Annotated in this window: 21 protein-coding genes and 2 pseudogenes; 16 read left to right on the forward strand and 7 right to left on the reverse strand. The window is 70.9% G+C overall.

The annotated features are described in order from the left end of the window. Positions 1 to 5 precede the first annotated feature (5 nt). The 5 genes from ACIBCK_RS09200 (at position 6) to ACIBCK_RS09220 (ending at position 4,564) form a co-directional block, all read left to right on the forward strand. Positions 6 to 920: an ABC transporter ATP-binding protein gene (locus tag ACIBCK_RS09200; RefSeq protein ID WP_399388900.1), complete on the forward strand. Its 915-nt coding sequence runs from the start codon at positions 6 to 8 to the stop codon at positions 918 to 920. Continuing rightward, positions 913 to 1,587, forward strand: coding sequence for an ABC transporter ATP-binding protein (locus ACIBCK_RS09205; protein WP_399388233.1), 675 nt, complete (start codon positions 913 to 915; stop codon positions 1,585 to 1,587). The genes ACIBCK_RS09200 and ACIBCK_RS09205 overlap by 8 nt, the downstream gene beginning before the upstream one ends. Positions 1,588 to 1,712: 125 nt before the next feature. Beyond that, entirely contained in the window at positions 1,713 to 2,585 is an 873-nt protein-coding gene (locus ACIBCK_RS09210) for a phosphatidylinositol-specific phospholipase C/glycerophosphodiester phosphodiesterase family protein (RefSeq protein ID WP_399388235.1), read from the forward strand. Positions 2,586 to 2,704: 119 nt separating this feature from the next. After that, positions 2,705 to 2,899, forward strand: coding sequence for a hypothetical protein (locus ACIBCK_RS09215; protein WP_383313680.1), 195 nt, complete (start codon positions 2,705 to 2,707; stop codon positions 2,897 to 2,899). An 84-nt stretch (positions 2,900 to 2,983) separates the two neighbouring features. Continuing rightward, positions 2,984 to 4,564, forward strand: a complete 1,581-nt coding sequence (locus ACIBCK_RS09220) for a hypothetical protein (protein ID WP_399388237.1) — start codon at positions 2,984 to 2,986, stop codon at positions 4,562 to 4,564. Positions 4,565 to 4,577: 13 nt separating this feature from the next. On the opposite strand, the gene ACIBCK_RS09225 is transcribed toward ACIBCK_RS09220, so the two are convergent. From ACIBCK_RS09225 to ACIBCK_RS09245, 5 genes are all read right to left on the reverse strand, one after another. Continuing rightward, positions 4,578 to 5,798, reverse strand: coding sequence for a phosphodiester glycosidase family protein (locus ACIBCK_RS09225; RefSeq protein WP_399388239.1), 1,221 nt, complete (start codon positions 5,796 to 5,798; stop codon positions 4,578 to 4,580). A gap of 165 nt (positions 5,799 to 5,963) precedes the next feature. Beyond that, entirely contained in the window at positions 5,964 to 6,320 is a 357-nt protein-coding gene (locus ACIBCK_RS09230) for a DUF779 domain-containing protein (RefSeq protein ID WP_399388241.1), read from the reverse strand. Between the two features lie 90 nt (positions 6,321 to 6,410). Then, complete coding sequence (locus ACIBCK_RS09235) at positions 6,411 to 6,827, reverse strand: ATP-binding protein (protein ID WP_399388243.1); 417 nt, start codon at positions 6,825 to 6,827, stop codon at positions 6,411 to 6,413. A 215-nt stretch (positions 6,828 to 7,042) separates the two neighbouring features. Then, positions 7,043 to 7,828 carry an SAM-dependent methyltransferase gene (locus tag ACIBCK_RS09240; RefSeq protein WP_399388245.1) on the reverse strand — a complete coding sequence of 262 codons (786 nt, stop codon included), beginning with the start codon at positions 7,826 to 7,828 and terminating at the stop codon, positions 7,043 to 7,045. Positions 7,829 to 7,942: 114 nt separating this feature from the next. After that, the gene (locus ACIBCK_RS09245; RefSeq protein WP_399388247.1) at positions 7,943 to 8,794 is read right to left on the reverse strand and encodes a LysR family transcriptional regulator; all 852 of its coding nucleotides are present in this window, start codon (positions 8,792 to 8,794) and stop codon (positions 7,943 to 7,945) included. A gap of 121 nt (positions 8,795 to 8,915) precedes the next feature. Between ACIBCK_RS09245 and ACIBCK_RS09250 the strand changes: the two genes are divergently transcribed. The 8 genes and pseudogenes from ACIBCK_RS09250 to ACIBCK_RS09285 all read left to right on the forward strand — a co-directional run bounded on the left by ACIBCK_RS09250 (position 8,916) and on the right by ACIBCK_RS09285 (position 14,134). After that, the gene (locus ACIBCK_RS09250; RefSeq protein WP_399388248.1) at positions 8,916 to 9,821 is read left to right on the forward strand and encodes an EamA family transporter; all 906 of its coding nucleotides are present in this window, start codon (positions 8,916 to 8,918) and stop codon (positions 9,819 to 9,821) included. A gap of 154 nt (positions 9,822 to 9,975) precedes the next feature. Next, complete coding sequence (locus ACIBCK_RS09255) at positions 9,976 to 10,971, forward strand: DMT family transporter (RefSeq protein WP_399388250.1); 996 nt, start codon at positions 9,976 to 9,978, stop codon at positions 10,969 to 10,971. After that, positions 10,964 to 11,182: a hypothetical protein gene (locus ACIBCK_RS09260; protein ID WP_399388251.1), complete on the forward strand. Its 219-nt coding sequence runs from the start codon at positions 10,964 to 10,966 to the stop codon at positions 11,180 to 11,182. The genes ACIBCK_RS09255 and ACIBCK_RS09260 overlap by 8 nt, the downstream gene beginning before the upstream one ends. Positions 11,183 to 11,320: 138 nt before the next feature. After that, positions 11,321 to 11,824 (forward strand): methylated-DNA--[protein]-cysteine S-methyltransferase, encoded by a 504-nt coding sequence (locus tag ACIBCK_RS09265; protein ID WP_399388253.1) that lies wholly within the window; start codon positions 11,321 to 11,323, stop codon positions 11,822 to 11,824. Positions 11,825 to 11,852: 28 nt separating this feature from the next. Beyond that, a pseudogene (locus ACIBCK_RS09270) lies at positions 11,853 to 12,586 on the forward strand (2OG-Fe(II) oxygenase). Between the two features lie 86 nt (positions 12,587 to 12,672). Further along, entirely contained in the window at positions 12,673 to 12,912 is a 240-nt protein-coding gene (locus tag ACIBCK_RS09275; RefSeq protein WP_399388256.1) for an Ada metal-binding domain-containing protein, read from the forward strand. After that, positions 12,909 to 13,472, forward strand: coding sequence for a hypothetical protein (locus ACIBCK_RS09280; RefSeq protein ID WP_399388258.1), 564 nt, complete (start codon positions 12,909 to 12,911; stop codon positions 13,470 to 13,472). The genes ACIBCK_RS09275 and ACIBCK_RS09280 overlap by 4 nt, the downstream gene beginning before the upstream one ends. Beyond that, complete coding sequence (locus ACIBCK_RS09285) at positions 13,469 to 14,134, forward strand: alpha-ketoglutarate-dependent dioxygenase AlkB family protein (protein WP_399388260.1); 666 nt, start codon at positions 13,469 to 13,471, stop codon at positions 14,132 to 14,134. Before ACIBCK_RS09280 ends, ACIBCK_RS09285 begins: the two co-directional genes overlap by 4 nt. A 10-nt stretch (positions 14,135 to 14,144) precedes the next feature. Here the strand turns inward: ACIBCK_RS09285 and ACIBCK_RS09290 are convergent, their stop codons facing one another. Both ACIBCK_RS09290 and ACIBCK_RS09295 read right to left on the reverse strand, forming a co-directional pair. Further along, on the reverse strand, positions 14,145 to 14,765 hold the full coding sequence (locus tag ACIBCK_RS09290; protein ID WP_367038942.1) for an L-threonylcarbamoyladenylate synthase: 621 nt from the start codon (positions 14,763 to 14,765) through the stop codon (positions 14,145 to 14,147). Between the two features lie 89 nt (positions 14,766 to 14,854). Next, positions 14,855 to 15,613, reverse strand: a complete 759-nt coding sequence (locus ACIBCK_RS09295; RefSeq protein WP_399388262.1) for a PP2C family protein-serine/threonine phosphatase — start codon at positions 15,611 to 15,613, stop codon at positions 14,855 to 14,857. Positions 15,614 to 15,813: 200 nt separating this feature from the next. On the opposite strand from ACIBCK_RS09295, the gene ACIBCK_RS09300 reads away from it, so the two are divergent. The 3 genes and pseudogenes from ACIBCK_RS09300 to ACIBCK_RS09310 all read left to right on the forward strand — a co-directional run bounded on the left by ACIBCK_RS09300 (position 15,814) and on the right by ACIBCK_RS09310 (position 18,218). Further along, on the forward strand, positions 15,814 to 16,791 hold the full coding sequence (locus ACIBCK_RS09300) for an AraC family transcriptional regulator (RefSeq protein WP_399388264.1): 978 nt from the start codon (positions 15,814 to 15,816) through the stop codon (positions 16,789 to 16,791). Positions 16,792 to 16,837: 46 nt separating this feature from the next. Then, a pseudogene (locus ACIBCK_RS09305) lies at positions 16,838 to 17,509 on the forward strand (dioxygenase); the annotation flags it as partial. A 142-nt stretch (positions 17,510 to 17,651) separates the two neighbouring features. Then, the gene (locus tag ACIBCK_RS09310) at positions 17,652 to 18,218 is read left to right on the forward strand and encodes a hypothetical protein (protein WP_399388265.1); all 567 of its coding nucleotides are present in this window, start codon (positions 17,652 to 17,654) and stop codon (positions 18,216 to 18,218) included. The last annotated feature ends 43 nt before the right edge of the window (positions 18,219 to 18,261 follow it).

An 18,261-nucleotide genomic window follows, 5' to 3' on the forward strand; every position in this document is an offset into this window, starting at 1 on the left:
TCCGTATGCGCGGCGACACCTTCGTCTCCGCCGTCACCGACGCGCACTTCGACCTGGCGGCGGGGGAGTGCCTCGCCCTCGTCGGCGAGAGCGGCTGCGGCAAGTCCGTGCTCGCGTCGGCGCTGCTCGGGCTGCTCCCGCAGAACGCGGAGACGGCGGGCTCCGCGCTCATCGGCGACGTGGACCTGCTGACCGCCGACGAGCGCACCCTGGCCCGCACGGTCCGCGGGCGGCGCGTCGGTCTCGTACCGCAGAGCCCGGCCGCGCACCTCACGCCGGTGCGCACGGTCCGCGCCCAGCTGGAGGAGACCCTGCGGGAGCTGGCGGACGTGCGCCGCCCGCAGCTGCACACGGCCGCCGAAGAAGCCGCCGAGCGAGCGGCGTTCCCCGCAGGGCATCTCGACCGCTACCCGCACGAGCTCTCCGGTGGCCTTGCCCAGCGGGCAGCCACCGCCCTCGCGCTCATCGGCGACGCACCGCTGCTGCTCGCCGACGAGCCGACGACGGGACTCGACCGCGATCTCGTCGACCGCACGGTGGACGAGCTGCGCAAACATGTGGGCGAGGACCGCGCGCTGCTCCTGATCACCCACGATCTCGCCGCCGCCGAGCGCATCGCGGACCGCGTCGCCGTGATGTACGCGAGCCGCATCGTCGAACTCGCCGACGCCGAGGACTTCTTCGGCGCCACCGGGCCCCGGCACCCGTACGCGCGCGGCCTCCTGAACGCCCTCCCGGAGCGGGAGTTCACGCCGATCCCCGGCATGCCGCCCGAACTCTCCGCGCTGCCGGGCGGATGCGCGTTCGCGGCCCGCTGCACCGGAGCGGACGAGGCCTGCGGAACCGTCCCGCAGGCCGTGGCCGGAGTCGCCTGCCACCACCCCCACAGGGCGGCCGTGCTGGAGGCACCCCATGCTTGAACTCCTCTCCGTCACCGCCGGGTACGACCGCCGCGCCCCCGTCATGCGGGGTGTGGACCTCACGCTCGCACCGGGCGCCTCCGTCGGACTTCTCGGCCCCAGCGGCTGCGGCAAGTCGACGCTCGCCCGAGTCGCGGCCCTGCTGCACAAGCCCGACGCCGGCCGCGTCGTCATCGACGGCGAGCCCGCCCGCGGGTGGCGGCACCGCGCCCCCCGCGCCCAGCGCACCGCCTTCGGTGTCGTCTTCCAGCAGCCCCGCCTCTCCGCCGACCCACGCCTCACCCTCACGGACCTGATCGCCGAGCCGCTGCGCGCTGCCGGCCGCGGCAGCGAAGCCACCGCGCGCGTACGGGAGTTGGCGGCCACGGTCGGCCTCGGCGAGGACCTCCTGGGCCGCAGGCCGCACGAGGTCAGCGACGGCCAGCTCCAGCGCGCCTGCCTGGCCCGCGCCCTGGTGCTGCGTCCGCGCTGGCTGATCTGCGACGAGATGACGGCGATGCTCGACGCCTCGACGACGGCGGCACTCGTGCACGCCGTGGAGGAGTACCGGCGCGAGAGCGGCGCCGGACTGCTCGCGGTCGGGCACGACCGGGTGCTCCTGGAGCGATGGTGCGAGCGGACCGTCCACTGGACCGAACTGGTGGGGGAGACCCCACGGGGCGCGTGAAGCGTCCGCAATGAACGAGGGGCGTCGATAGCGCCAACTCCCGTCACCGAGGGGTTTCTTGACGCGAGCATGGCCTCATACTCACTGAGGCCCGCCCGTCGTCCTCGTCCTCCCCGGGAGTCTCCGTGGCACTCGTCACCCGTCGTAGAGCCCTGACCATCGGCGCCGCACTCGCCGGCACCGCCGCCGTTCCCGCGTACGCCCAGGCCACCGAGCGAGGGCATCACCCCCGCCCCCTCATCCGCGCCCACGCGCACAACGACTACGAGCACCCCCGCCCCCTGTACGACGCGCTGGACCACCGCTTCGGCAGCGTCGAGGCCGACATCTACCTCGTCGACGGACAACTCCTTGTCGCGCACGACCCGATCGACCTCGACCCCACCCGCACCCTCGAATCCCTCTACCTGGACCCCCTGGCGGCCCGCGTGCGCGCCAACCACGGCTCCGTGTACCGCGGTCACCACCGCACCCCCTTCCAGCTCCTGATCGACATCAAGACCGAGGGCGCCGCGACCTACCTGGAACTCGACCGGCATCTGCGGCGCTACCGGCACCTGTTCACCACGTACTCCCACGGCAAGGTGCGTCGCGGACCCGTGACGGCGGTGATCTCCGGCGACCGCGCGGCCCGCGCGCCGATGGAGGCCCAGCGCGTGCGCCGCGCCTTCTACGACGGCCGCCTCGCCGATCTGGGCGGCCCGGCACCCGCCTCGCTCATCCCGCTGATCAGCGACAACTGGACGCTCAACTTCAGCTGGCAGGGCGTCGGCGCGATCCCCGCCGCCGAGCGCGACAAGCTGCGCGGCATCGTCGCCACCGCGCACAAGCGCGGTCAGCGCGTCCGCTTCTGGGCGACACCCGACCTGGCGGGCCCGGCACGCGACGCGGTGTGGGGCGAGCTGCTCGCCGCCGGCGTCGACCACCTGAACACGGACGACCTGGCGGGGCTCGAGGCGTTCCTCGACGCTCGCGGGCGCCAGGCTTCGGGCCGCTGAAGCAACGCCCCGGCACATAACACCCGTTCGGAGGACATGCCGGTCGTCCGGATGGTCCCTCCGCTGCGCCACACTCGGCCGAAAGCCGCGGTGTTGACGTGGCGGAGGAGGTTGTCCCCATGGCCATTTCGGTCTCTGTGGTGCTGCTGCTCGTGATCCTGGCAGTGGTCTTTCTGCGCAACGGCGCGCTGAAGTTCTCGCACGCCATCGTCTGTGCGCTGCTCGGCTTCTATCTGGCGAGTTCGAGCATGGCGCCGACCATTCACAACGGGGTCACGGCCGCCGCGGACATCGTCAGCGGTTTGCAGCCATGACCCTCGGGCCATGATCGTTGCGTGTTCGTGAACAACTGTCACGTTTCCATGGACACTTCAAGGCGCTGCCCCTAGCTTCGGCCCATGCCGCGTCGTAGAACCCTCAGCACCGCCGTCGCCCTGACCGCCCTCACGGTCTCGGCCGTGTCCCTCGGCCCTGCCGCCCTGGCGGACGACATACCGAAGGCGCCGGGGCACCGGCTCGTCGATCAGTACACCGGCGCGCCCGTCGATCCTCGGCCGCTGCCCGGTGAACAGCCGCCCCAGCACCCGTATCTCGCAGCGAACGGCCGCAGCGGTATGCACGCGGATGCCGCGGGCAGCGGGACGTATCCCTGGAACGGGCCGCTGGGGAAGAAGCCTCAGGTCAGCAGCGAGAAGATGGCGGCGCTCGGTGGCGAGTGCGCCACCGTCACCTTCGACCGGGCCGGCCGCATCATCACCGTCTGCGGCACGTTCACCGGCTTCCTGGTCAAGCTGCTCGACCCGGACACGATGGACACGCTCGCCGAGTACAAGCTCCCGCAGCGCCCCTCCACCGTCGAGGCGATCACGCGCCTGGACTTCTCGAAGATCTTCAAGGACACCTCGGGCGGCGCCTACTCCTACCTCGACAACGAGGACCGGCTCGTCCTCGCCGACTCCCGGCAGCACATCGTCCGCCTCGCGCACGAGCAGGCGGCGGACGGCAGTTGGCGCTTCGTCGTCGACAAGGACTGGGATCTGACGACGCACGTCCCGCACGACTGCGTGACCTGGTCGAATCTCTACCCGAGTGGTGAATGCGACCCGGTCACGTCGGTGATGCCCGACTGGGACGGCCGCATCTGGTGGGTGACCCGGCAGGGGCGCGTCGGCACCGTCGACCCCGCGTCCGGTGACGTCCGCTCCGTCCGGCTCGACGGCGAGGAGATCCAGAACTCGTTCTCCGTCGCCGAGGACGGCGTCTCGATCGTCTCCGACCACGCGCTCTACAGCTTCCGGGCGGACGCGGACGGCACCCCGAAGGCCGTCTGGCGTCAGACGTACGACCGGGGGACGGGCACCAAGCCCGGCTCGGTCAACCAGGGTTCGGGCACTACGCCCGACCTCTTCGGCAAGGGCGACGACGAGTACGTGGCGATCACCGACAACGCCGACGACCGCATGAACGTCCTCGTCTACCGCAGAGGCGAGGACATCGCCGACGACAAGCGCCTCGTCTGCAAGGTCCCCGTCTTCCGCTCCGGCGCGTCGACCACCGACAACTCGCTGATCACCTGGGGCAACAGCCTCGTCGTCGAGAACAACTACGGCTACGAGAACATCACCTCGCTCACCTTCGGGCGCAGTGTCGTCGGCGGCGTCAGCAGGATCGACGTACGCGAGGACGGCAGCGGCTGCGACACGGTGTGGGAGAGCGGCGTCCGCGCCCCGTCGAACGTGCCGAAACTGTCCACCGCCAACGGCCTGCTGTACTTCTACACGAAGGAGCCGAGCAGCATCGGCATCGATGCGTGGTACCTGACGGCCGTCGACTTCCGCACCGGCGAGACCAAGTGGAAACGGCTCGCCGGTACGGGCGTCGCGTACGACAACAACTGGGCGCCGGTGACTCTGGGGCCGGACGGCACCGCGTACGTGGGCGTGTTCAACGGCCTGGTGGCGGTGCGGGACACCGAGTGAACACGCCCGTCGGCTAGCCCTGGGAGAACACGCCGATGCCGTTCGGCACCGCGCGTTCCACGCCGCCGCTCGGGTTGTTGCGTACGGTGACGGCCTCGGCGCCCGGGGCCCTCGCGACCAGGGTGGTGGAGGAGGCCAGGGTCGATGAGCCGCCGCCGTCCAGGCTGAAGCCGTCCCGCATGCCCAACTCCCGCAGGGCCGATGCGACTTCGGCGATGGTCAGCCCCGTACGGAACTCGGGGGAGCCGTCGAGCGAGAGCAGCAGGAGGCGCCGGCCGTCGTCGGAGATCCCGACCGCTGTGCGCACGGCCGACGTGACGGAGTCGAGGCCGGGCAGCGGGGCGCCGTCGCGCAGGACGGGGAAGCCGCCGAGCGCGAAGCGGAACGGGGCGCCGGAGTGGGCCGCCACCAGCCGGTGCTTGACCTGCACCCGGTCGCCGATCGAGAGCTTGCGCAGCTCCTGAGCGCCCGCCTCGCGTCCGACGAGGACCGTGGTGCCGGCGGCCACCGGACCGCTGCCGGGTGTGCCCGCGGTTGCCACGACACGGCGGTCGCGCACCGTCACCTCATGGGTGTCCGTGCTGCAGGGGGCGCCGCGGCTGGTGTCGGTGCCGCAGGTGGAACGCACCCGCGATGTGCTGCCCCAGTCGCTGGTGAACGCGCCGACGGAGTCCACCGGGATGGCGTACTGGTTGAGCCCGCCGAGCGGCAATCGGGTCTGCGCGGTCCGTACTTCGCCGTCGAGGCTGAGGTTGTCCATGCGGGCCCTGCGGTCGAAGCCCACGCCGAGCACGGCTTCGGTGGTCACGCCGGGAGGCATCGCGGGCCCGAAGCGCTGACCGTTGGGCACCGCCGCCTTGAGGGCCCGGCCCCGTGCGACCGCCGGGCCGACGGGCGCGCCGGTGGGCTCGACGCCCGGATGCTGGGTCTCGGAGATGTTGAAGAAGTCGCCGTTGATCCCGCCGACCGCCCCCGCTCCGTCCGCGAGCGCGGAGACGACGGAGCGGGCGCCCACCGCGCCCGGATACAGCAGGTCGACTCCCGTGTTCTTGTTGCTCAGATCGACGTCGAGTACGTGTGCGCGGGCCGTGCCGTGGGAGGCCGGGATGTCGAACTGCCGGTACTCCACGCCCGGCGCGATCCGCGACGCCGCAGTCTTCTCGTCCGCCTCCACGCCGCCGGCCGGTGCCGCTCCCAGCAGAGCCGCACCGGCCAGCGTTCCGAATGCCGTCAATACTGAGAGCGCCGCTCTCGCCGTTCTGAACCGTCCCAAGATGTGCTTGCGAGGTGATGCCACCCGTAGCCCCCTGAAGTCCTTCTGGCCGTCCAACCGCCCCAGTCTGAGGGTCGGTCAGAAAGTCCACCAGAGGGCAGCGCCGGATGGGTGCAGGGTCGGTGTCTAGGTGCCGACCAGTCGGGAACGGATGAGGAAACGTACGCCTTCCGGGGCTTCGAGGGAGAAGCCACTGCCCCGGCCGGGCACCACGTCCACGATCAGCCGAGTGTGGCTCCACACGTCGTACTGGCTCTTCGACATCCAGAAGGAGACCGGTTCCGCCACTCCCTCCACGGTCAGCGACGCCAGGCGCACGTCGGAATCACCGGTGCGGAACTCGCCTTCCGGGTAGCACATGGGCGCACTGCCGTCGCAGCATCCGCCGGACTGATGGAACATCAGGGGGCCGTGGGCCTCCCGCAACCGCCGCACCAGATCGGCGGCGGCAGGGGTCAGCTCCACGCGCGGAGTATCGGTCATGGGCCCATGCAACCGCGCGCGAGGTTGCGAGGACGTTGCGGCCCAGGGTGCGAGCCACTAGGCCCTCCGGCGAACATCGCCCGAACGGCCCTAGGCGAGTACCGCCCGAACGGTCTTACCGCGTCGGCCGCTGCCGACGACCTCGAGGCGCGCGGCGAGATGACGCACCATGGCCAGACCCCGTCCGCTGTCCCGGTCGGTACTCGGCTTGAGCACGCGCGGGCCGACGGGGCTCGCGTCGTGGACCTCGACGGTCACCTTGTCGTCGGAGACCTCGAGGCGCAGTCGGCAGGAACTGCGGCCGTGCTGGGTGGCGTTGGCGACGAGTTCGGACACGATCAGCGTGGCATCGTCCACCCGCTCGGCGTCCACTTCTGTCAGGTGCCGACGAGGCCGGGTGAGGAACGCGGAGGTCAACTTCCGCGCCTGGCCGGCCGAAGCGGCTTCCTGCGGCAGTGCGTACTCAACGCGGGCGACGTGCCGATGGGCGCGCTTGTGCGCACGCATGGCGACTCACTTCCCTCCCCTGGGACAACCGGCTGCTCGCAACGACTTCCGCTCACCGGGGCCGCGGCATGTCTTGCGCGGCCGATCCTGCCCCTCGGTGATGCCCGCCCGCGCTGATCGTCAATCAAGCTCTGGGGAGCTGTCTGCACGAACGCGTTCGCTCCGAACGCGTTCATGACATCGACCAGGAACGACGAGGAACGGCAGGGGAGCGACTAGGGAATGCGCGCCACAGCCGCGTAGATCCCGCTGGCCTCCGCGTCCGGCCGCTCGGTGTCCTTGAACCACTCGGTGGCCGTCACCAGGCCCGGGTCGACGAGGTCGAGTCCTTCGAAGAAGCGGCTCACCTCCGCACGGGTCCGGAATCCAAGCTTGATGCCACCCTTCGCGTACTCGGCGGTGACCTGCTCGGCCAGCTCGGGGAAGATGTCGGACGAGGCGTGCGAGAGCACCAGATGGCTGCCGGACGGCAGCGCGCCCACCAGCGTGCTCACGATGCCGTACGGGTCCTGGTCGTCCGGCAGGAAGTGCATGAGCGCGATGAGGGAGAGGGCGATCGGGCGGTCGAAGTCGAGGAGGCCGCGGGCGTGTCCGAGTATCTCCAGCGGCTCGCGGACATCCGCCTGGATGTAGTCGGTCACCCCGTCGGGGTGGCTGACCAGCAGGGCCTCGGCGTGGCGCAGCACGATGGGGTCGTTGTCGGTGTAGACGACGCGCGCCGCCGGCACCGTCTCCTGGACGATCTGGTGCAGGTTCGGCGCGGTGGGGATGCCGGTGCCGATGTCGAGGAACTGGTCCACGCCCTGGGTCGCGAGCCAGGCGGTCGCGCGGTTCATGAACGCGCGGTTCTGCCGCGCCGCGTCCTTCGCCTCGGGCGGCAGCTTCTCGCCCACGGCCTCGTCGACGGGGTAGTTGTCCTTGCCGCCGAGCAACCAGTCGTAGACACGCGCGGGATGCGGCTTGCTGGTGTCGATCGTCGGCTGGGGCTCACCTGCGGTCATGACGTACTCCGTTGCTGCTGAGAGACGCTTGGATCGCCGCAGTCTGCCACAGCAACATCACCTGGGGCATGGGGTTGTTGACACTGTTGTGCTAGTCGGTGGTGTCCGGTGGGCTCACTTGCGGTAGAGGTCCGTCAGGAGCGCCACGGCGGCGTGCGTCACCGGATGTGGGTCGTGGCGACGCCAGATGAGATGGACGGCGATGGGGTCGGCGTCGCGCAGCGGGCGGAACACGACGCCGTCGCGGCGGTACTGGTTGGCGGTGCTCTCCGGCGTGAGGCCGACACAGCGCCCCGACGCGATGATGGCCAGCCAGTCGTCGATGTCCTGGGTGTACTCCACCGGGGGCCGGGCCTCCTCGGGCCACAGCTCGGCGGTGGTGGTGCCCGTGCGCCGGTCGATGAGGAGCGTGCGGTCCCGTATGTCGGCCAGGGGGACGGAGCGCCGCTTGGCCCACGGGTCATCGCTGGCCAGGGCGCAGAAGCGGCGCTCGTGACCGACGACGGCACTGGCGAAACGGGTCTCGTCGAAGGCGGTGCGGACGACGGCGAGGTCGCACAGGCCCTCGGCGAGGCCGCCGGTCGCGGAGTTCGTCCGGATCAAGTACAGCTCCACGTCGGGGTGGCCTGCGGCCCAGCGGCGCTGGAACTCAGCCGTGTGCCGGCCCATCGCCGACCAGGCGTGGCCGATGCGCAGCCGGGTGTGTCCGGTGGTCGCCTCGCGGATGAGGTCGTCGGCCTCCGCGAGCAGATGCCGGGCCCGTGCGAGCACCTGCACTCCCGCGGTCGTGGGCGTGATGCTCCGGCTGGTGCGGTGCAGCAGGCGCACCCCGAGCACCGCTTCGAGTCCGCCGAGGGTGCGGGAGACGGCCGCTTGGGAGACACCCAACTCGGCGGCGGCATCGGTGAAGCCGCCGGTGTCGACGATGGCGACCAGGCAGCGCAGATGCCGCAGTTCCAGATCCATGGCCTCAGTGTATGGACTGCTGGGGGCGCATGGATAACTCAAGCGTATGGATAACCAGAACGTATGGATGGTGGCTCGCATGCATTTCTCGTATGCGGTCGAGTGACGCATCCTGCGGTGCATGCGCATGTCCCAGAGCCGACCCGTGCCCGCCGAAGTCCAGGGACCCCCGACGAATGCCGGTGACCCGGCGCGGAGTTGGCGAGGCGGCCGCCTCCCGGGCATGGTGATGATGTTCGGCAGTGGTCTGTCCAACCAGGTCGGTGCCGCCACGGGCGCCTTGGCGTTCGGCGTCATCGGCCCCGTCGGCGTCGTGGCCGTACGGCAGTGGGTCGCGGGAGCCGTGCTCCTGGCCGTGGGCAGGCCCAAGGTGCGCGCCTTCACCTGGCGCCAGTGGTGGCCGCTGCTGTGCCTGGCGGCGGTCTTCGCCACCATGAACCTCTCGCTGTACACCGCGATCAACCGCGTGGGCCTCGGCCTCGCGGTGACCCTGGAGTTCCTCGGCCCGCTGACCGTCGCGCTCGCCGCCTCCCGCCGTGCGGTGGACCTCGGCTGCGCGGTCGTGGCGGGGGCCGCGGTGGTCGCGCTGGCCCGCCCGCAAGCCAGCACGGACTACGCCGGCATCGCGCTCGGTCTGCTCGCCGCGGCCTGCTGGGCCTCGTACATCCTGCTGAACCGTACGGTCGGAGCCCGTATCCCGGGCGTCGAGGGCGCGGCCGCCGCCGCGGGAATCTCCGGGTTCCTCTATCTGCCGGTCGGCATCGTCGTGTTCGCCCACCACACGCCGACGCCCACCGCCCTGGCCTGCGCTGCCGCCGCCGGGATCCTCTCCTCGGCGGTCCCGTTCCTGGCCGACCTGCTCGCCCTGCGCCGGGTCGACGCCCGCTTCTTCGGGATCTTCATGAGCGTCAACCCGGTCCTCGCCGCCCTGGTGGGCATGGTCGTCCTGGGGCAGTCCCTGGACGGGGTGGAGTGGCTGGCCATCGCCGCCATCGTGACGGCGAACGGGGTCAGCGTCCTGAAGTAGCCAGCGGAATGCAGCTGTGGATGTAGCAGAGCTTAAAGAAGCTTCAAAACCTTTTGCTTGTCCTTTCATGTCGGCGACGGCATCGTTCACTGACAACGGCCCGAGGACCACGGTGCGGCGAACCAGGCGCACCAGGTGAGCGAGGAGAGCAACAGTGAACGGCGTTCCCGGCAGAACGTGGGCAGCGGCAAGGGTGGGCGTACTCGCCCTCCTCTGGGGATCGACCTTCTTGTGGATCGAACTGGCCCTTGACGGCCTGTCTCCCGTGCAGGTGACCCTGGTGCGCTGCGCACTCGGGGCGGCGACCTTGGCGGTCCTGCTCCTCCTCACGCGCAACCGCCTCCCCAGGGGCCGCGCGATGTGGAAACACCTATTCATCGCCGCCTTCTTCTGCAACGCCCTGCCCTTCGGGCTCTTCAGCGTCGGGCAGCAGACGGTGGACTCCGGGGTGGCGGGGGCGCTGAACGCGACGACGCCGCTGTGGTCCGTCCTGATCGGCCTCGCCATCGGCACGGAACGGGGGCTGCGCCCGGTCCGCCTCGCCGGGCTCCTCGTCGGTTTCGCGGGTACGTCGCTGATCTTCGCCCCGTGGGAGCAGTCAGGGCTGACGAGTTGGGGCGCCCTCGCGATCGTGGGTGCGGCGGCGAGTTACGCCGTCGGCTTCGCGTACATGGGTCACCACCTGGTCGGGAAGGGCGTGCCCACCCTGTCCCTCTCCGCCGCCCAGCTCATGGCGGCGACGGGCCTGACGGCGCTTGCCCTGCCGGCCGGCGGCGCGCAGCCGCTCCAGGTCGCCCCCACGACCCTGATCGCCGTCGCCGTCCTGGGGATCTTCGCCACAGGCGTCACTTTCCACCTCACCTACCGGATCATCGCGGACGAGGGCGCGACCAACGCGGCGACGGTCGGGTATCTCCTGCCGGTGGTGTCGGTGGCGCTGGGCGCCGTCGTGCTCGACGAGGCCTTCAGCTTCCGGGTCGCCGCGGGGATGGCGGTCGTACTCGTCGGGGTGAGCATGACGCGCCGCCAGAAGCGAACCCCGGCCGCACCGCCGAAGCCAACTCCGGCCGCACCACCGAAGGAGGCCCCGGCAGCCTCGATACGTCCGGCTGGCATGGGACTCGGGTGGGTAGATTCCCCGCATGACTGACACCGTGGACGCCGACGAACTACTCCGCCGCATCCAGCGAGCCCGGACCTGGGCCCAGCAGGAGGAGCAGCACTGGAAGGCAGAGTCCGACAGCCCCGAGAAGAAGGACCCGAACGAGGCCCTGAAAGCGGAGATCTTCGCCTCCGTCTACGAAGCGGCCCGAAAGGTCCTGGACGAGGTCATCGAGCCGGGGGTCAATGATCGGGGCTAGGGGACCACGGGCGTCCCGGTGAGTGAGGCGCGGGCAGCCGCGATACGTCAGCGCGGTGTCCGATTTCCGCCAGCATCCCCGCTCGCGCCCCCGCACTGTTGGGGGTGGAAGTAGAGCAAGGGAAAGGGAGGTCACCCCATGACCGTCTACACCACCGTCCCCAGTCCGCTCGGGCAGCTGCTGCTTGTGGGTGTGCCTACGGCGGACGGGGTCTCGCTGACGTCACTGTCCATGTCCTGCCAGCGGAACGCGCCTGCCGTGCAGGGGAGTTGGGTCCACGAACCCGACCGGTTCTCCGGCATCGAACGACAACTGGCCGCCTACTTCGGCGGTGAACTCAGATCGTTCGACGTCGAGTTCACCCCGAGCGGCACCGACTTCCAGCGGCGCGTCTGGAGTGGCCTGGAGGAGATCCCGTACGGCACGACCACCACCTACGGCGAGCTCGCGGTGCGCGTCGGCGTGGACCGTGCGCGGGTCCAGGCCCTCGGCGCCGCGATCGGCGCGAACCCGCTGCTCCTCGTGCGCCCGTGCCACCGAGTGATCGGCGCCGACGGCTCCATGCGCGGCTACGCGGGCGGCGTGGAGCGCAAGGTCCACCTCCTCACCCACGAGGGCGCCCTGCAACCCACCCTCGTCTGATCCGCACGCCCATGAAGGACGTTTCATCATGACCGACACCACGCAGCCGGCGGACACCCGCGTCGGTGAACGCGTCGCAGCGTGCGACTGGGGCGCGCTCGCCGCCGAACTCGACGAGCACGGCCACGCCCTCACCGGCCGGCTCCTGACCCCCGGAGCCTGCCGCGCCATCGCCGCCCTGTACGACGAGACCGACCGCTTCCGCGCCACCATCGACATGGCCCGCTACCGCTTCGGATCCGGCCAGTACCGCTACTTCACCCACGAACTCCCCGATGTCGTACGGGATGTGCGCGAGGCGTTCTACCCCCTGCTGCTGCCCATCGCCCGCGACTGGGCCGCCAGGCTCGACAGGCCCGCCCCCTGGCCGACAGCCTGGGGGAGTGGCTGGAGATGTGCCACGCGGCCGGGCAGGCCAAGTCCGCGCAGATCCTGCTGCGTTACGGACCCGGCGACTGGAACGCCCTGCACCGCGACGTCTTCGGAGACATGCTCTTCCCGCTCCAGGTCGTCATCGGGCTCGACGCTCCGGGAACCGACTTCACCGGCGGCGAGTTCATCATGACCGAGCAGCGTCCCCGCGCCCAGTCACGCGGCTCGTCCACCACGCTGCCGCAAGGCCACGGGCTGATCTTCACGACCCGCGACCGGCCCGTGGCGTCCAAGCGCGGCTGGTCGACCGGGCCGATGCGGCACGGCGTGAGCACCGTCCGCTCCGGGCGCCGGCGCACACTCGGCCTGGTCTTCCACGACGCGGCGTGAACCCCTCCGGTCCCCCTTTCGGGGCTCCCTCCCGGGCCGGGGAGCCACGCCGCCCGCCTACGTACAGGTTGTGCGGCCCGGACGGGATGCCGTACCCAAGTGGCACGCCGGGAACGCTCGGCGGGCACCGCCGCGGACGTCTGTACGGCCGACTCGACTGCCCCTCCGCGCTGCGGGCCGTCGCCCGCGGCCCCTACGCCGCCCACCGGGTGTTCTTCGCCGACGAGGCCACCGCGGTCGCGGCCGGATACCGGCCCTGTGCGGTCTGCCTCCCCGCTCAGTACGCTCGATGGAAAGCAGACGCAGAAAGCACCCGCACATCATGAGCATCCTGAAGGAACGGGAATCCTCCCGCTCGCCCCTCATCCGCCCCGCCGAGCAGTCCGCCCACGCCGGCCTGCCCGCCCCCGCCGCCCACACCGAGGCTGAACTCGACGCTCTCGTCGGCCTGTTGACGATCCCGAAGGCCCGCATCGAGACCGTCACCCTCGGCCACAGCCGCGACACGGCGTCCCGCGCCGCCGCCGAAGCCTTCGCCGCCGCGTGGACGGAACGCGGCGGTACGGTCCTCACCGCGGTGAGCTGGCCGGAGACCGCCGCGTCCTGGCTGCGCCCCGCGCACCGGCTGACCGCGGAGCTCCCCGACGCCTGGGTGATGGCCGCGGCGCCCCTCGGCTTCGCCCAGCTGGCCCGCCGCCTGCGCCACTCCACCGACTGGGACCCGGCCCGCACCTACGCGTTCGCCTCCCTCCAGGACTCCCGCGTCCCCGCACTCGCCGGGGACGACGTCCTTGACGGCCTGCGCGGCGTCACCACGGACGGCGGCACCTGGGACGTACGCCACCGCTGGGTCACCGCCCGCCCGCCCGCGGAGGTGACCTCGTGAACGCCCTGATCCCCCGTCCCATCAGGGAGATCGCCCCCGGCGCCGTACATGTGCCGGAGTGGCTCACCCTCGACCAGCAGCGCGAACTCGTCACGGCGTGCCGGGAGTGGGCCACGGGGCCGGTGCCGATCCGCCACACCGAGCTTCCGCGCGGAGGCGTCATGTCCGTGCGGACGGTGTGCGTGGGCTGGCACTGGCAGCCCTACCGGTACACGCGCACCGCCGGTGACGTGAACGGCCGCCGGGTCGCCGCTTTCCCGGAGTGGATGGCCGACCTCGGCCGCCGTGCTCTCGCGGCGGCGTACGGCGACGGCGACCCGGCGGCCGCGGCCGACTACACCCCGGACACGGCGCTGATCAACTTCTATGACGGGCAGGCCAAGATGGGCATGCACCAGGACAAGGACGAGCGGTCGTCCGCCCCGGTGGTCTCCCTGTCCATCGGCGACACCTGCGCCTTCCGCGTGGGCAACACGGAGACCCGTACCAAGCCCTACACCGACGTCGAGCTGGCCTCCGGTGACCTGTTCGTCTTCGGCGGCCCCTCGCGCTACATCTTCCACGGCGTGCCCAAGGTCCACGAAGGCACCGCGGACCCCGCGACCGGCCTGACATCGGGCCGCCTGAACATCACGATGCGGGTCACCGGCCTCACCGGCTGACCCCCGGCGACTACTCGAACCGCGAGGTGTCGCCCGCCCCTCGGCGCACGATCTCGGCCTCGCCGCCGGAGAAGTCGATGACCGTGGTCGGGCTCGTCCCGCAGTCTCCCGAGTCGACCACGGCGTCCACCACGTGGTCGAGGCGCTCCTTGATTTCCCAGCCCTGGGTCAGCGGCTCCTCCTCGTCCGGCAGGAGCAGGGTGCTGGAGAGCAGCGGCTCACCGAGCTCGGTGAGCAGGGCCTGCGTGACGACGTGGTCGGGGATCCGGACGCCGACCGTCTTCTTCTTCGGGTGCAGGAGCTGGCGCGGCACCTCCTTCGTCGCGGGCAGGATGAAGGTGTAGCTGCCCGGGGTGGCCGCCTTGATCGCACGGAACACGTCGTTGTCGACGTGCACGAACTGACCGAGCTGCGCGAAGTTCTCGCACACCAGGGTGAAGTGATGGCGATCGTCGAGGTTCCGGATCTTCCGGATCCGGTCGAGGCCGTCGCGGTTGCCCAGCTGGCAGCCGAGGGCGAAACAGGAGTCCGTCGGATACGCGATCAACGCACCCGAGCGGATGCTGTCGGCCACGGTGCTGATGCTCCGCTGCTGGGGATTCTCGGGGTGCACGTCAAAATACTTCGCCATTCGCCGAGCCTACGGGATCGCAACAGCGGACTCCGGTTTCCCACCGGGCGCAGCGAGAACACCGGGGCCGGGCGTCAGGCCATGCGGGGTCAGTCGTCGTCGACGACCGTGATCAGCGCGAGCGTGATGTTGTCGGGGCCGCCGGCCTCGATCGCGGCCTTCCACAGTTCGAAGACCGCCCGGCCGCCGTCGTGGGCCGCGAGGATCTCGTCGAGGGTGTCCTCGGGCACGGGGTCGGTCAGGCCGTCGCTGCACACCAAGAAGCGTTCGCCTCCGATCAGCGGCAGGGTGCTGACGTGCGGTGTGATCGCGCTGAATCGCAGCGCGCCGCCGAGTGCCTGCGTGACGATCGACGTGGTGCGCCTGCCGGGCGCGGGCGGCGGGCTGTCGTCGACGCTCACCTGGCGGAGGGTGCCGTCCGCGCCGCGGCGGCTCACGTCGAGCACTCTGCTGTCACCGACGTTGAACACCAGCAATTCCTTCCCGAGGAGCACGAGACCGGCGACCGTCGTTCCCATGGTCGTCAGCTCCGGGTCCTGCTCGGCCGCCGCGTACACGGCGTGATTGCAGGCGTTCAACGCGTCATGGACGGCTTGCTCGCTGTCCAGCGAGTGCCCGATCATCGCCAGCTGCCGAACGACGAGGCCGCTGGCGACCTCGCCGCCGGGCTGACCTCCGATGCCGTCGGCGACCGCGACGACGAGGGGGTTGCCCAGCGGGAACCCCAGGGTCTGCGGGTTCTCGGTCATCGTCCCGCACAGCGTCCATGGGCCGACGGCAAGGCTGTCCTCGTTGTGATCGCGTACGAGTCCGGGGTGGCTCAGCGCGGTGACTGTTATGTACGGCATCCGTGGGCCGCCTCTCCGCAACGGCAGGCGTGTTCCGCACCACCATTGTCACGCCGGGAGCCGCTCCCGGCTCAGCGGCGCACTGTGGCCGCCCCCTGCCCGCCGGTGGCGCCGCGTGCCATGGTGAGGGAGTCAGCTGGTCTGGACCAGCCTCCGGTCAGGGTCTGGACCAGCCTCCGGTCAGGGTGAGGAGCGTACGCATGCGTGGCACAACGGTACTGCCCGGCGAGGGGAACAGTGGCTTACCCGGGGGCGGCAGCAGCGGATCACCCGGCGATCCGGGCATGCCGACGCATCGCCTGGAAGTTCCCATGCCCAACACGCTGCCCTTCGCCATCGGCACCTTCGACACCATCGGGCCGATGTCGCGTGCGTCGTTCCCGCACCGGCACACCTTCCACGAAATCGTCCACGTCACCGGCGGCACCGGCGAGCACGTCGTCGACCTGGCCCACTTCCCGCTGCGTCCGCCGAACCTGTGCTTCATCGCCCCCGGCCAGGTGCACCACTGGGAGAACGTCACCAGTCTCGAGGGGAGCGTCATCCTCTTCACCGACGACTTCCTCCTGGACCACCCCGCGGACATCCGCGCGCTGCGGGAACACGGGCGGCGCTCATGGCTCGAACTCCGCGACGACGCGGCCGACAAGGCCGCGCGCCTCGTCGCCGACCTCGACGGTGAATACCGTGCGGGGGCCGACGGGTTCGAGAGCGTGCTGCGGGCCCTGTTGCACGTCCTCGTGGTGCGGGCGGCGCGGCTGCCCGCACGCCAGTCGCAGGACCCGCCATCGCGGCGCACACGACCCGGCTCCGTCGCCGCCAAATTCGTAACGCTGCTCGGCACTCCGGAAGGCTCTTTGCAGTCCGTGCGCGCGTGCGCGCAGCACCTGGGCGTCTCCGAGAGCTACCTCAGCGACGCGGTGAAGACGACCACCGGCCGCACGCCCGGCGAACTGATCCGGCAGGCGCGGGTGCACGAGGCCAAACGCCTGCTCCTGCGCACGGAGTTGTCGGTCCGTCAGGTCGCGGGTCGTGTCGGCTTCGCGGACCCTGCCTACTTCTGCCGTTTCTTCCGCCGCGAGACCGGCGCGAGTCCCGGAAACTTCCGGCGCGGCGGTGGCGATATTCACCACGACCACCGACTTGAGTCCATCGCCCGCGCACGCCCCCGCGCATAGTTTCGGAGCCGATCCGGAACCCACCCCACCCCCTTCAGGAGGAGCGATGGAGCGCGAGATCGGCACCGGGGCAAGTAGGCCGAAGCAAACCGGCGACAGCGGTCCCAGCCGCAAGACCGTCCTGAGAGCGGCCGCCGCGGTGGGCATGTCCGTACCCGTGGCCCTCATGGGGGTCCCCGCTCTGGCGCGGACCGCCGGCGAGCGGGGCGTCGTGCCGGAGGCGACCCCGGCCTGCGACGACGGCGACGACCCGACGCCACCGCAGATGGAGGGGCCGTACTTCAAACCCAACTCGCCCCGGCGCACCTCGCTCCTGCAGCCCGGCACACCGGGCACACGGCTCACCGTCACCGGCTACGTCTTCGGACGCGCCTGCCGGCCGATACCCCGCGTCCTGATGGACTTCTGGCAGGCCGACACCTACGGGACGTACGACAACACGGGCTACCGCTTCCGGGGGCACCAATTCACCGACGCCAACGGCGCGTTCAGGCTCACCACGATCGTGCCCGGCCTCTACCCGGGCCGCACCCGGCACCTGCACGTCAAGGTGCAGGCCCCGGGACGCCCGGTCCTCACGACCCAGCTGTACTTCCCCGGCGAGCCGCGCAACGACACGGACCCGATCTTCGACGCCCGGCTGCTCATGAACGTACGTAGCGTCGGGAACGCGAAGGAGGCGGACTTCGATTTCGTCCTGAACGTGCCCCAGCAGCCCTGACCGCCCGCCAGTCGGGGGCGGGGCCTCCGCGCTCTGCCAGTGCGATCACCGCGCACTCCACCACCCGCCGCGGCCCGCCCGCCGACTTGAGGGTGACGGCCCCATTGGTGTCGTCAGGTCCTGCGGTCATCATGTCGGCATGCGGGATGACGACGATGTCGATGCTGCCGTCGCGAACGGCGAGGTCCTTTGGCGTGCCGCGGACCGGGGCGCGCACTTGCGGCGCCGGATACCGAGCGCCGCGGTCACGGTCGGGGCGGGGCTCGCTCTCGGGGGCCTGCTGCTCGCCGCCGACGAACACGTCGCCGCCGCCGTGGTCATGGGCTGCCTGCTGCTCGTCGCGCTGCCTGTGGGCGTCCATTGGGTGCGCGACAGCCGGGCCGTCGTCGAGGTGCACGTGGTCCCCGGCGAGCGGACCGCCTTGAGACTGCGCAGGGCCGTCGGGCGGGCCGTGGAGATCCCGGCGGCCTCGGTCAGCCGGGTGCACCTGGTGGTCACGCCGTTTCAGGAGCCCGACAGCCCTGGCGCCGGGACGGCCGTCCTGCACCTCCACATCCGTCAAGGCCGCCGCTTCCGTTTCCGCTTCACGGGCATGGACGATCGGGGGCACGCACGCTTCCAGGAGGCATGGAGCAGGGTGTGCCCCGCCGCGTCCTTCACGAGAGCGGCGCGGACCTGGCCGCTGCCTTCCGGAGACTACGACTGACGGGGTACGCGGACATGCGGGCCCGCAAAACGCGCCGGCGCCC

Source organism: Streptomyces sp. NPDC051218, from assembly GCF_044455475.1.
Classification (GTDB): Bacteria; Actinomycetota; Actinomycetes; order Streptomycetales; family Streptomycetaceae; genus Streptomyces.

Excerpts from the sequence above, each read along its gene's own strand:
- ACIBCK_RS09230 (WP_399388241.1), bottom strand. The coding sequence starts at position 6,320 with ATGACCGATACTCCGCGCGTGGAGCTGACCCCTGCCGCCGCCGATCTG.
- ACIBCK_RS09240 (WP_399388245.1), bottom strand. The coding sequence starts at position 7,828 with ATGACCGCAGGTGAGCCCCAGCCGACGATCGACACCAGCAAGCCGCAT.
- ACIBCK_RS09235 (WP_399388243.1), bottom strand. The coding sequence starts at position 6,827 with ATGCGTGCGCACAAGCGCGCCCATCGGCACGTCGCCCGCGTTGAGTAC.
- ACIBCK_RS09220 (WP_399388237.1), top strand. The coding sequence starts at position 2,984 with ATGCCGCGTCGTAGAACCCTCAGCACCGCCGTCGCCCTGACCGCCCTC.
- ACIBCK_RS09265 (WP_399388253.1), top strand. The coding sequence starts at position 11,321 with ATGACCGTCTACACCACCGTCCCCAGTCCGCTCGGGCAGCTGCTGCTT.
- ACIBCK_RS09215 (WP_383313680.1), top strand. The coding sequence starts at position 2,705 with ATGGCCATTTCGGTCTCTGTGGTGCTGCTGCTCGTGATCCTGGCAGTG.
- ACIBCK_RS09200 (WP_399388900.1), top strand. The coding sequence starts at position 6 with ATGCGCGGCGACACCTTCGTCTCCGCCGTCACCGACGCGCACTTCGAC.
- ACIBCK_RS09245 (WP_399388247.1), bottom strand. The coding sequence starts at position 8,794 with ATGGATCTGGAACTGCGGCATCTGCGCTGCCTGGTCGCCATCGTCGAC.
- ACIBCK_RS09290 (WP_367038942.1), bottom strand. The coding sequence starts at position 14,765 with ATGGCGAAGTATTTTGACGTGCACCCCGAGAATCCCCAGCAGCGGAGC.
- ACIBCK_RS09295 (WP_399388262.1), bottom strand. The coding sequence starts at position 15,613 with ATGCCGTACATAACAGTCACCGCGCTGAGCCACCCCGGACTCGTACGC.
- ACIBCK_RS09280 (WP_399388258.1), top strand. The coding sequence starts at position 12,909 with ATGAGCATCCTGAAGGAACGGGAATCCTCCCGCTCGCCCCTCATCCGC.
- ACIBCK_RS09250 (WP_399388248.1), top strand. The coding sequence starts at position 8,916 with ATGCGCATGTCCCAGAGCCGACCCGTGCCCGCCGAAGTCCAGGGACCC.
- ACIBCK_RS09260 (WP_399388251.1), top strand. The coding sequence starts at position 10,964 with ATGACTGACACCGTGGACGCCGACGAACTACTCCGCCGCATCCAGCGA.
- ACIBCK_RS09300 (WP_399388264.1), top strand. The coding sequence starts at position 15,814 with ATGCGTGGCACAACGGTACTGCCCGGCGAGGGGAACAGTGGCTTACCC.
- ACIBCK_RS09205 (WP_399388233.1), top strand. The coding sequence starts at position 913 with ATGCTTGAACTCCTCTCCGTCACCGCCGGGTACGACCGCCGCGCCCCC.
- ACIBCK_RS09275 (WP_399388256.1), top strand. The coding sequence starts at position 12,673 with ATGCCGTACCCAAGTGGCACGCCGGGAACGCTCGGCGGGCACCGCCGC.
- ACIBCK_RS09310 (WP_399388265.1), top strand. The coding sequence starts at position 17,652 with ATGCGGGATGACGACGATGTCGATGCTGCCGTCGCGAACGGCGAGGTC.